The organism is Chryseobacterium sp. 22543, from assembly GCF_052044565.1.
GTDB lineage: Bacteria > Bacteroidota > Bacteroidia > Flavobacteriales > Weeksellaceae > Chryseobacterium.
Genome location: NZ_JBQENH010000001.1, coordinates 123,677 through 135,794, shown reverse-complemented (window position 1 = coordinate 135,794; position 12,118 = coordinate 123,677). Strand labels below are relative to the sequence as shown.

The 12,118-nt window shown below is 36.3% G+C and carries 6 protein-coding genes; 5 read left to right on the top strand and 1 reads right to left on the bottom strand.

Annotation, left to right across the window (positions count from 1 at the left end):
• Positions 1 to 2 precede the first annotated feature (2 nt).
• Positions 3 to 758 carry a hypothetical protein gene (locus ACTJIP_RS00700; protein WP_440703958.1) on the bottom strand — a complete coding sequence of 252 codons (756 nt, stop codon included), beginning with the start codon at positions 756 to 758 and terminating at the stop codon, positions 3 to 5.
• Between the two features lie 18 nt (positions 759 to 776).
• Between ACTJIP_RS00700 and ACTJIP_RS00695 the strand changes: the two genes are divergently transcribed.
• The 5 genes from ACTJIP_RS00695 to ACTJIP_RS00675 all read left to right on the top strand — a co-directional run bounded on the left by ACTJIP_RS00695 (position 777) and on the right by ACTJIP_RS00675 (position 11,732).
• A complete protein-coding gene (locus ACTJIP_RS00695) occupies positions 777 to 6,683 on the top strand; it encodes an alpha-2-macroglobulin family protein (RefSeq protein ID WP_440703957.1) in 5,907 nt (1,968 codons plus the stop codon).
• Between the two features lie 147 nt (positions 6,684 to 6,830).
• Positions 6,831 to 7,319, top strand: a complete 489-nt coding sequence (gene eco / locus ACTJIP_RS00690; protein ID WP_077416337.1) for a serine protease inhibitor ecotin — start codon at positions 6,831 to 6,833, stop codon at positions 7,317 to 7,319.
• Between the two features lie 751 nt (positions 7,320 to 8,070).
• Complete coding sequence (locus ACTJIP_RS00685) at positions 8,071 to 9,489, top strand: TolC family protein (protein ID WP_428168104.1); 1,419 nt, start codon at positions 8,071 to 8,073, stop codon at positions 9,487 to 9,489.
• An 11-nt stretch (positions 9,490 to 9,500) separates the two neighbouring features.
• On the top strand, positions 9,501 to 10,457 hold the full coding sequence (locus tag ACTJIP_RS00680) for an HlyD family secretion protein (protein WP_180564030.1): 957 nt from the start codon (positions 9,501 to 9,503) through the stop codon (positions 10,455 to 10,457).
• A gap of 66 nt (positions 10,458 to 10,523) precedes the next feature.
• Positions 10,524 to 11,732: an ABC transporter permease gene (locus ACTJIP_RS00675; RefSeq protein WP_426482416.1), complete on the top strand. Its 1,209-nt coding sequence runs from the start codon at positions 10,524 to 10,526 to the stop codon at positions 11,730 to 11,732.
• Positions 11,733 to 12,118 lie beyond the last annotated feature (386 nt).

Here is a 12,118-nt window from a genome sequence, read left to right as displayed (position 1 = left end):
CGTCAAAAATACTCCATTATTAGTAAAAATAAAAAAGGAAGTGCCGAACAAGTTTCCACCCCGAATGAATAATAAGTGTCATCTCTTTTGTTTTCAGAGAAATAGATGAAAATATAAGTTATGATGCTTGACATAAAAAAAGCTAGTGCATATGCTAATTCAAGGTAGAAAATTGAGAGTATGCTGCTGATGAAAACAAGTGCATAGGCAATGTATTTGGTATTCTGAACCCCTATCAGCATAGGAAAGGTCTTTACGGTGTCACTATTCATATCCCGGATATCAAAAGGAAGCACAAGAGCAGTGATAAAGGAAAAGCTGATCAGGAAGATAGGAACACTGAATTCTGGTAGGGTGAGCCAGCAGTTGACCAATGCCCAAACTAATCCGACATAAAAAACTTTGAGTAAGGGGATTTTCCGGATATAAACATCAAGAAAAAAGCTGTTGTACAGCAGTCCCAATACGACAATAATGAACCATTTCAAAAGCCTTATTTCATTGTGATTGTGAATGATCAAAAAAGCACATGTGACTCCGGCTATTGCATTTACAATTACTATTTTAAAAAAATGTTTGGTGTATTGGTATTTAGTATACAGATAACCACTGAAATAAGTGATGAAAATTAATGCAAAGGTAGGGAAACGGAATGTGTTTTGCTCTTTCATGAAAAATACTGCAAAAAGAGTTCCCATAAGAGAGACATAAAGTTGGCTGTCTATGACAGTTTTTTTCAGTATTTTTAAAATGTTCATTTATCAAAATTAATATATATGAAAAGATTTTCCAAGATTTTTATGCTTTTGCTTGTAATGCTAAGCTTTTCAACGGTATCCGCACAGAAATATTACGATACCCAATGGAAAAAAATTGCTGAAAACAGTACGAAAGGAGCTTATAAATCTAATCTTCCCATTATTTTAGACATACAAAAACAAGCGATGAAAGAAAATAATGCCTTTGAACTGATCCGTTCTCTGAAAGCGGAGTTCAGTATTGTAAACCAAACGGTGGATGATGACCAGAACGATTCCGCTTCCCAATTTTTTAAAAAGCTTAAAGATGCAGAAGGCAAGATGAGCGGGGAAAGTAAATTGGTATACAAAGTTTTACTGAATGGTTTTTTCATGGATTATTACAACCAGAACTCATGGAAAATAAACGGAAGAACCAATATCAATTCTCAGGATGTTTCACAAATTGAGACCTGGAGTAAGCTTGATTTTAAAAATTATTTGACAAAAAGCTTTCAGGAAATTGATCAGGAAAAGCCTGAAATGAAAAAGATTTCTCTGGAAAAGTATAAGAATATATTTTCCGGAACGGGTGACACAGCCTATTTTCCAACCTTGTCTGATTGGTATGCAATAAAGAAAGTAGAGTTTTTATCTGAAAACAATATTTTCACAAAAAATGAACTGACAGCAAACCGTACAACGATCAATGCGATTTATGATGAGCTGATTGCTCAGAATACAGGAAATGCAAAGCTGTATTTCATGAAAGAAAAGATTACAGAGAATTGTAATTTCAATCACTGCAAAGATAAACTTGAACAGCTTCAGAATCTTTTAAAATCTAATGTAGAAGGAGATTATAAAGTGGTAATCATGGGAGAAATCATGGATGAACTTGTGGGCAAGAAGAAACCTAAAGAAGCTATTGCGTTGGCTGCCCAGGCTAAAAATGAATATCCGAAATCTCCATTCATTGAGAATATCAAAAGTAAGGAAGCTCAGATTGTAAATCCATATCTGACTTTAAAATATGAAGCCCAGACTCAGAATAATCTGCCGATTCATTTTGTTGCACAATATCAGAATGTATCAGAATTTACCCTGAATATTTATGAAGTAAAAGATGATTTTACATCACTATTCCAATACGTTCAGAATTCTTATTCCGATACTTTCGGAAAATTAAAGAAGAATCTGGTAAGGAAAGAAACATTCCAACTTCCTGATCCTAAGGATTATCAGAATCATAGAACTTCACTGGAAGTGAAACCGCTTCCTTCAGGAGTGTATGTCGCAGAATTCACGGTTGCCGGAGCCGACATGAAAGACTCAGACTCCAGACAGAATTTTTACTTTCTGGTGTCCGGAAACAAGATCATCTACCAGTCTAAAACTGACAGAAAACCTCTTGCAGATGAATTGAAATTGGTTAACAGTGAAAATGGGAAACCTCTAACATATGAAGGTCTTAAATTTTATGAATTTGTTTCCAATAAAACGTTAACTAAAATTGATGGAACAACGAATGCAAGCGGAGTATTTAAGTTCCCTTCTTCTGAAAACAAAGACTATTACAGAACTTTCCTGATCCAACAGCCTAAGACCAATGATTTCCAGATCATGCAGGTCTATGGAAACAGAGGAAATGCTGACGATTATAATCCTAACAAAGAAACCCGTTCAACTGCCCAGATTTTCATAGACAGAGGTATTTACCGTCCTGGACAGACTGTTTATTTCAAGGTGATTAATACCAGAATCAATAAAGAAGTTGAATCTGTTCTTTCAGGAATAAAACAAAAAATTACTTTATTTAATACCAATAGCGAAGAGGTTTCTTCCCAGGAATTTACTGCCAATGAGTTTGGTTCTTACCACGGAAGCTTCATTCTTCCTAAAGGAAAACTGAACGGTAATTTTTATCTGAGAATAGACGGTGAAAGCCAGGGATATAAAAATTTCAGAGTAGAAGAATACAAAAGACCGAAGTTTGAAGTCACCTTTGATCCGGTAAAAGAGGAATACAAATACGGACAAACCATAGAATTGAAAGGAAAAGCAGTCATGTTCTCCGGTGTTCCGCTGAATAATTCTACAGTAAATTATGAAATCAAAAAGCAGAATATCAGATGGAGATATTTCAGCTGGTATCCACAGGAAAATGATAATGAAAACTCAATTCTGGGTGAGGCAAAGACCAATGAAAAAGGTGAGTTTACGATTCGTCTGGAACTTAAAAAAGATGAAAAACTGGAAGGGATACAAATTGATAACTATGCCATCAATGCTTCTGTTACAGACATCAATGGGGAAACACAGACCGCCAATACGCAATTGAAAGTAGCTTCGGTCTCTCATTATATTCAGGCAGAAAATATCAACAATACTTTTGCAGATGAAAATGTAAAAGTAAAAGTGGAAACCAAGAACTATAATGATCAGAATCTTAAGAAGCCCTATCAGGTTAAGTTATCAAAACTGATCGCTCCGGACAGGATTTTCAGAGATAATTTCAAGTCTGATGTTCAGAATCTGCCGAAATATTCAAAAGAAGAATTTATCAGCAAATTCCCACACGATCTTTTTGATAAAAATGATGAGATCAAGAATTGGAAAACCGAAAAAGTACTGGTAGAAAGACAGCAGCAGCCATCTGCTGACAATGCGCAGCTTTCAACGAATCTTGATTTAGGAAAGCTTGAAGCAGGAGATTACCAGCTGGAACTTTTCAATTTCGAAGGGAAAGATACTATAAAAACAGCACAGAATTTCAGTGTTTGGGATAAAGCATCTTTAAAACCGGCTCAAAAAACTTTCCTTACGGTGATTGCTCCGAAGGAAGAATTGTCAAGAGGAGAAAAAGCTAAAGTGTATGTATTCTCAGCAATTCCTGATGCATTAGTGAATGTTTTTGTACAGGATGGTTCCGGGAAAACAGTTTCAGAAGTTCATCAGCTCAAAAAAGGAATATTGGAATATACCGTTGAAATTCCTAAAGACAAAAGTGTGTCCACACTGAATCTGCAGTTCCAGCTGGTTGCATTTAATGATGTGAGAACAGAATCTGTAGCTTTAAACATAAAAGACACAGAAAAACCTTTAAAAATTGAAACAGTAACCTTCAGAGATAAACTAGAACCGAACTCTAAGGAAAAATGGACGGTAAAAGTAACCGGAAACGATAAAGAAAAGATTAATGCTGAGGTCTTGGCCAATATGTACGATATGTCTTTGGATCAGTTTGCTGCAAACAGCTTTAGTTGGAGAAAATTGTACACGCCATTTGTGATTGTTACTTCTTACGGAATCAACAATTATCTGCAACAGCAGAACTATCAGAAAAGACTGAGATATTTTGAAGACAAATATGTACAGGTTCCACAGTTTAACTGGTTTGATGGTGACTTTTTATATTCATTACAGGGGAATGTTGCAGGAGTTGTAATTCAGGAAGGAGTTAAATCCCCGGCTTATGCACCACCACCATCACCAATTGCTGGCGCAAAATTTAAAACTGCAAGAGCATCCGTAGCAAAAGAAGTTGTAATGAACGAAGCGGTAGACGCAATGGCATCTAATGCAGATGGTGTTTTAGATAAAGATGATCAAGAAAAAGCACTGGATAAAGTGGCCGTTCGCCAAAACCTGAACGAAACAGCATTCTTCTATCCGGATCTTAAAACAGATGCCGAAGGAAACGTAAGTTTTGAATTCACTTCTCCGGAAGCATTGACAAAATGGAAACTGATGTTCCTTGCCCACACAAAAGATGCAAGAGCTGCTACATTGGAAAAAGAAGTGGTAACACAAAAAGAATTCTCAGTAACTCCAAATTATCCAAGATTCCTGAGAGAAGGAGATGAACTGAATCTGCAGTCGAAGTTATCTAACCTTACAGATAAAAAACTGGATGGTTCTGCAGAGTTACAAATTCTGGATGCCTTTACCAATGAAAATATTTCTTCAAAATTTGGAATAAATTCAGGAGTACAAAACTTTAGTTTAAATGAAAATGGAAGCAGTGCATTAACATGGAAATTAAAGGTTCCGGAAAATGTTTCCTCTGTTATTTTTAAAGTGGTTGCTAAAGCTGGTCAGTATTCTGACGGTGAGCAGCAAGCCATTGCCGTATTGCCCAACAGAATGCTGGTGACGGATGCTGTTCCGGTTTTTGTGAAAGAAGGAGAAACCAAAACATTTGTGTTGGACAATCTTAAAAATAATGCATCCACAACAGCTTCTAATGTTTCCAATACGTTAGAACTGACAACCAATCCGATCTGGGAAATCATGTTTGCCCTTCCAAGTCTGAAAAATGATCAGAATAATTCAGCAGATGTGATCTTCAATAAATGGTTCGCAGATGTGCTGGCTTCAGAAATATTCAAAGCTAATCCGAAAATGAAAACGGTTTTTGAAGAATATCAGAATAAAGGATTATTAAATTCAAATCTTGAAAAAAATCAGGAGCTGAAACAACTGTTGCTGGAAGAAACACCTTGGGTACTGGAAAGTAAAAATGAAGGGGAGCAGATGCAGAAACTGGCATTACTATTTGATGCCAATACGATGAAAAATTCTATCAGTCAGGATTGGGATGAGTTCAAAAAACTGCAAAATCCGGATGGTGGATTCTCATGGTATCCTGGTTATCCAAGTTCTTACGGTACCTCATTGTATATTCTTAAAAACTTAGGAAAGATCAACTCTTGGTTAAAAGAAAATGTAAAAGACTATCAAAGTGCCGACCAGAATGCTATGACAGCTAAACTGGTTCAGTATGTAGACAATGAGGTCAACAAGTATTTTGATGTAAAAAAAGGAAACGTTTGGAATAACTGGGCTATGGATTATCTTGATACCAGAAACTATTGGGAAAAACAATATCCGTTGAAAGGAAAAGGTGCTACTCTGAAAACGTTAGTTAAACAAAAAGCAAAAACAGCTAAGATTACAGATTTCACATTCTTCGGACTTCACCGTGCAGCATTGTTAATGAATGATTATGGTCTGAAAGATGTATCTGATAAATTGATGACTTACCTTAAAGAAACGTCAACGGATACAAAAACACAAGGCGTTTACTGGAAGCAGAATCTTAATGACTGGGGATGGTTTGGTTCAAAGGTGGTCAACCATGCTGGTGCACTGGAAGCATTCAACAAGTTAAAATCTAATGACCAAAGCTTTATTGAAGATATGAAAATCTGGCTGGTAACTCAGAAGGAAGTGAACTCATGGGGAAGCTCAAGAGGGACAGCTGAAGTGATTTTTACTATTTTAAATTCAGGAAAATCATGGACAGGAGCAGAAAGTGATAAAGCTGCTGTCGTTTGGGGAGGAAAAGAATTAGCTCCTCAGACACAAGCCACGGGTTATGTGAAGTCAACTTTAAAACCAGAAGCCGTAGATAAAAACTTAGCGACAGTAACTATTACAAAACCTGGTCCAGGAATTGTGCAGGGAGGATTGTTCTGGCAGTATTATGAAGATCTCGATAAAATCAAATCTTCTGAGAATTATATTTCCGTAACGAAAGAACTCTATAAAAAAGTGAAAACCGTAAACGGTGAAGAACTTCAGAAAATCTCAGCAGAAACCCCATTGAAAGTAGGAGATAAAGTAACCGTAAGAATGATTCTGAATACAGACAGAGCGATGGAGTTTATCCACATTAAAGATATGCGTGCGGCAGGATTTGAACCTGTAGATGTATTATCCGGATATCAGTGGAAAAATAATCTTGGATACTACCAGTCCACCAAAGATGCTTCTACCAACTTCTATATTCAGTACATGCCAAAAGGAAAATATGTTTTTGAATATGATGTGGTTTCCAATGCATCAGGGAAGTTCTCCAACGGAATTACAACCATGCAGAATTACTATGCACCACAGATGAATGCTCACACAAAAGGAAGTAATGTGACAATATCAGAATAATGTATAAAAAAACTGCAGTAATTTTTTACTGCAGTTTTTGTTTAAAGATTTCAAAAAAAAATAGAATTAAATCGAAAAATCAAACAATTGTTTAATTCTGGAATGGTTTTTGGAGTTAGGTTAGTAGAAATTAAAAAAATTATAAAGATGAAATTTTCTAAAACTTTAATTACTGGATTGGTATTGATGGCTGGAGTAAATGCTTTCGCGCAAAAGAAAGCAGAAAAGTTTGAAAAACTACAGATTGAAATGTTCCCCAAAGCTAAAGAAGGATATAAACAAGTATATATTCAGCTTCCCGTAGCAAAAAACGAAAACGATTTAAAAGTTGAACTTTTTGTAGGTGCTGAAAAAATGTTAGATTGTAACAATTATTTCCTGATGGGAGAAATGAAAACTCAGGATCTTCAGGGATGGGGCTACAATTATTATGAAGTAGAGTCTAAAGGAGAAACAGCAGGAACTCTTATGGGATGTCCAGGGCAGAAACAGACTAAAAAGTTTGTTACCCTAAAGCCTGAAACTGTAAGATACAACAGTAAACTTCCATTGGTATTTTATGTACCGAAAGATATTGAAGTTCGTTACAGAATTTTACGTCCGGATGCTGGCATGAAAAAAGCAGTTCAAAGATAAATCAGCTTATTATAATTATACAGAAAACTCCTCACAGCGATGTGGGGAGTTTTCGTTTTTATACAGTATCAGATTGAATAATTCAACGTCTCGTTTGTCATTCCGCAAGAATCCAGCTTCCAAAATTCAGAATCAATTTTTATTTATATTGTTATGATTAACTATAAGTTTTGGTAAAACCAAATTCCTATTAATTGATTCTTCCATTATCTTAGCCAAGTGAAACACCTTTGCGAACAAGCTTAAACCGATGCATAATGTATTTGCGGACATGGCGTTGTAATATATTTTTTGGCTAAAGCCGATAGAAATTTGATCTTTTATCAAACGGACTCCCTTCGTCTCCGCTCAGGATGATAGTCCGTTCCTATTGAATATTGTTTCTCGCAAATTTTGCTAATTGAAAAGATTCTAATTTTCGATGTCTCCCCATCCAAGTTTGTCATTCCGCAGGAATCTAAATCTCAAAATTCAGAATAAAATACTAAAGCTTGTTTTTCCGGTCGAGTACTTTAAAATCCTTTTATTTCTTAATAAAATTACTTTAGAATTATTGTAAAAAAAGTAGAGTTAAATTTTTTTTTCAAAGTTTTTTAGTTTTTAATTAACATTTAAACGATTCGCCCAAAACTTTATTTTATAAGGTGTTAAATTTAAACACATTTTAAACTTACTTTAAATTCACCATATTGTAGAATTATCTTAAAGGATTTTATCTTTTTTTGCATTATATTTGTTATAAACATAAACCATGAAAAACAATTTATTGATTTTTACGTTTAGTTTTTTTGCTTTCCCCGCTTTTGGCTGGGCACAGTCTGCGCCGGATTTTAAAGAACTTCTGGATAGTGCTATGGTTCGGGATTCGAACCTCAAAATGCAGGTTACCCAAAACAAACTTACCGATCTTGACGAACACAAACTGAAAGACATCTTTCTTCCTACCCTGGAATTGAGTGGTAAAGCCGGCTATCTTAACGGAACAGCAAGACTTACGTCACCGGAAATCAATCTCGCTCCCTTTATCAATATTCCGGAAGGAGCTTTTAACAATAATTTCAATGTATCAGGATTTTCGGGTATTGCCAAGGCAGATGCCAAAATGCTGTTGTATTCCGGAGGGAAGGTAAAGTACATGAAAAAAGCGGTTGAAGAAAAGAAGAAATCTGAAGATATTCTGCTGGAGAAAACAAAAGATGAAGTGATTGCCGGTATTTCCAGAGCATATGATCAGCTAGCCTTGATTCATCAGTCTAAAAAAGTGCTGGATGAAAGCAAAAAAAGACTAGATATCAACAGAAAAACTGCCGATAAAGCGCTTGGCTACGGTTTGATTACTCCTTATGACCATAAGAAAATCGAACTGGCTCAGGCCACCTTAGATGCAAAAATGGTAGAATATGAAGGGAAGAAAGAACTGCTTCTTACCCAGCTTTATATTTTAACAGGAATCAGCAGAGAAAGGCTCAGAATGATTGATCCGGTATTATCTCCTGTAGAATTGCTTGCGGCAGAAAAAGGAATAGAGCAGAGAGCTGAAATCCGTGCATTGGAACATGGGATAAGTGCAGCAGACTATAAAATAAAGGCTGAAAGAACATGGATGATTCCTAAAGTACAGCTGATGGCTTCCGCATATTATATCGGCTTGTACGGAAACAGGATCAAATCTTCAGAAAATGTAATCCCGGCAGTTCCACTACTTGGTTATGAAGGAAAAAAACTGGACTGGAGACCCAATAATATCAACGTATTTCCATTAATTACAGCAGGAGTAGGGTTTAAGTGGGAAATTTTTGATGGTAAAGAAGGAAAACACGCTGAAGAAACAGCTAAGGTAGGAAAAGAAGTATTACAGAACCAGAAAGAAGATGCACTGAAAAAACTGACATTGAATCTGGCTAATAATAAAACCAATTATGATATAGCTTCCGCTCAGATTACCTTAAAAGCCAAAGAAAAAGAACTGGCAAAAAATGCACTCGTACAGGCAGAAAAAGAATTCAGGTACGGAATGAGCAAATCTTCTCAGCTTATTGATGCAGAAAACGATCTTGAAGCTGTTGAACTTGAATATCAGAATGCCATTTTCAACCAGAGAAGAGCGGGAATAGAACTGATGAGATCTACCCAGGAACTGGATATCACCAAATTTTATTTAATCCCTTAAAAATTTAAATGATGCATAAAAATATATCTATACTCTTCGCTGCTCTGTTTTTGTTGGGGAGCTGTGACAAAAAAAATGAAAAGACCAAAGAACCTGAAGGAAAAACCAAGAAGGATGTGATCTCTTTTGCCCCAAAAGTTACCGGAAGGATCTTAAAAATATACGTTTCCGAAGGTCAGACGGTGAAAAAAGGAGATACTTTGGCTCAGCTTGACGTACCTGAAGTGTCTGCAAAAATAGCACAGGCACAGGGCGCAGTAAACGCTGCTTCAGCCCAGGAGCAAATGGCAAAAAATGGAGCGACATCCGATCAGTTGAGACAGCTTCAGGCCAAATATAAAGGTTTGAAAGAGCAATATGAATTTGCTCAGAAATCTTACAAAAGAGCAAACAATATGTTCCGTGACAGTTTAATGTCTCCGCAGGCTCATGACGAAATCTATGCAAAACTGCAGGGTGCAAAAGCACAATATGATGCGGTTGTAGCAGAGCTGGATGACGTAAACAGAGGAACCCGTTTTGAGAAAATAGAGATGGCAGCAGGACAGGCATCACAGGCCAAAGGAGCTTTGCAGGAAGCCAATGTAGCCTATTCCGAAAGATACATCATTGCCACCAACGACATGGAAATAGAAACCATCAGTTTAAATACAGGAGAGCTGGCAACAGCTGGTTTTGCCTTGTTTAACGGATATATTCCGGAAAGTACCTATTTCAGATTTACGATCCCGGAAAGTGCTATTTCAAAATATAAAAAAGGGCAGGAGGTTACGATGCAGATCGTTTATAATAAAGAAAATCTTACAGGAAACATTGTATACATCAAACAGCTTACAAAGTATGCGGATATTACAACGGCTTACCCTGATTATCAGTTGCAGGATGCGATCTATGAGATCAAAGTAAAACCTAAAGACATGAATAAGGCTAAAAGTATTTTAGTCAATGCTAATGTAATCCTGAAATAAATTGAAAAGAACGGATGAAACTTCTATTGAATTTCATGTTGTTCTTTAACATATAAAAATCTACAGATGAAAGAATTTTTCCGTCTTTTAAAACGTGAGTTCAAACTTTTTATCGGCAATTCTACCTTAAGAACCGTGTTCTTTTTGGCACCGGTTTTTTATGCAACCTTGCTGGGGTTTGTCTACAAAAGCGGAAAAGTTGAAAATACTCCCGTATTGGTGGTCGACAGGGATAATACTCCGCTGTCTAACCAGTTGACGGAAATGCTGGATGATAATAAAAGCATCAGGATTATCAGATATCTGCAGGAACCTCTGAGTATCAAAGATGAGGTGATCAGACATGAAGCTGCCGCTGTAGTGATTATTCCCTCAAGATTTGAAGGAGACATGCTTCAGAAAAAATATCCCGAACTGAATGTTTATATCAATACAGGAAATGTTTTAACGGCAAATTTTGCCTCCAAAGCTCTTCAGCTGACCATAGGAACATTCTCTGCCGGAGCATCCATCAAAGGACTTCAAAAGGCAGGAATGCCTGCAGCAAAGGCAGCAACACAATATGAGCCTTTCAAAGCCAATTACATTACTCTTTTCAATACTACCGGAAACTACCTGATCTTCATGTGGCCGGCAATGCTGGCAGTAGTATTGCAGCAGGTGATCTTATTAGCTATGGCCGTAAGTTTTGCCGCCGAATTTGAAAGAGGTTCTTTCGTGAAAGAATACCTGAAAATGAAAAAATGGGCCTTCCCAACCATGCTGATAAAAGTGATCCCTATCTGGGTATTTTCTATTCTCATTGTAGGTATTTATTACTTTATGCACATGATTTTCCATGTTCCGATGCCTGAAGGAATATTTAATTTTATTCTCCTGACAGCGGTCTTTGTAGGATCAGTTTCATTTTTGGGAGTATTTATCAGTATTCTGATTCCCGATGCATTGAAAGCAACACAGATTTTGATGGTGATTGCCTCACCGGCTTTCATTATCAGTGGTTTTACATGGCCATTGAATGCGATGCCTGCTTTCGTTCAGTTCATCGCCAATATTATTCCATTAACCCCTTTCTTGCAGGCTTTCAAAATCTTATTAATTCAAAAAGGATCCGTAGAACTTACATTTCCTTACCTGAAACATTTAAGTGTCCTTTTAGTGGTATACGCCATTATTGGCTGGATTGCTTTAAAGATCAAACTTTGGTTTATTTTCAGAAAAGCGGCACCACAGGAAATTGCAGTTGAGAACACTTCTCCGGAGGATGTTGAGTAGTCGTAGAGGGACTAATCGCCGATATCAATTAACCTTAATTAGAAATAAGATTGTTTGTCATGATTTTATACAATATTATCTTTAATGTTTGCAAAGTTATATTGAAGAATATCTTTTAATTTTCCGATCACAAAGGCACTCCGTTTAACAAGGTTTGATTATAGTTTCCGCTGAATGTAATGCCATTGCGAACAAAATTATTTTCAAACTAAAAAAATATTTTGCGACTCTTGCGTTAAAAAAATCAGATTATTTTCTTCATTGGAATTCAGGTTAATTAATAACCAATAATCATTTGGTAAGCAGTTTCTTGTCTTGTATTTCAAATGCTCAGTACTGTGTAAGTCCTCTAATGAGTAATTGCAATAATTTCTTCTTTCCTTTTT

Coding starts and splice junctions, on each gene's coding strand:
- ACTJIP_RS00700 (WP_440703958.1), bottom strand. CDS start 758: ATGAACATTTTAAAAATACTGAAAAAAACTGTCATAGACAGCCAACTT.
- ACTJIP_RS00695 (WP_440703957.1), top strand. CDS start 777: ATGAAAAGATTTTCCAAGATTTTTATGCTTTTGCTTGTAATGCTAAGC.
- eco (WP_077416337.1), top strand. CDS start 6,831: ATGAAATTTTCTAAAACTTTAATTACTGGATTGGTATTGATGGCTGGA.
- ACTJIP_RS00685 (WP_428168104.1), top strand. CDS start 8,071: ATGAAAAACAATTTATTGATTTTTACGTTTAGTTTTTTTGCTTTCCCC.
- ACTJIP_RS00680 (WP_180564030.1), top strand. CDS start 9,501: ATGCATAAAAATATATCTATACTCTTCGCTGCTCTGTTTTTGTTGGGG.
- ACTJIP_RS00675 (WP_426482416.1), top strand. CDS start 10,524: ATGAAAGAATTTTTCCGTCTTTTAAAACGTGAGTTCAAACTTTTTATC.